This is a genomic window from Staphylococcus gallinarum, from assembly GCF_000875895.1.
Classification (GTDB): Bacteria; Bacillota; Bacilli; order Staphylococcales; family Staphylococcaceae; genus Staphylococcus; species Staphylococcus gallinarum.
This window is the reverse complement of the sequence record NZ_JXCF01000179.1, coordinates 1-241: the sequence shown is the minus strand read 5'-3', so window position 1 is coordinate 241 and position 241 is coordinate 1. Positions and strand designations below refer to the sequence as shown.

At 35.7% G+C, this 241-nt stretch carries 1 protein-coding gene; it reads left to right on the top strand.

The window, feature by feature from the left end; genetic code table 11:
- Nucleotide 1: 1 nt before the first annotated feature.
- On the top strand, nt 2-241 hold a 240-nt coding region (locus SH09_RS17550), incomplete at its 3' end, for a PTS sugar transporter subunit IIC (protein ID WP_042740210.1).

The following is a 241-nucleotide window of genomic DNA, read 5'->3' as shown; positions in this document are numbered from 1 at the left end:
GATGATGATGCCTAATATGATACGTTACCCAATTCTATTATTGCCTGTAACTTGTACCGCAGCTATATCAGGCTTTTTTGGAAGTTTACTACAGATTAAAAATGATGCAGAATCGGCTGGTTTTGGATTGGTAGGGCTCATCGGTCCAATTAAGTCAATGAATTTTTTAGAAGGGAGCTCATTGTATAATTTAAGTGCTGTAATAGCAGCATATATTATTATTCCCCTTGTATCTTCTCTA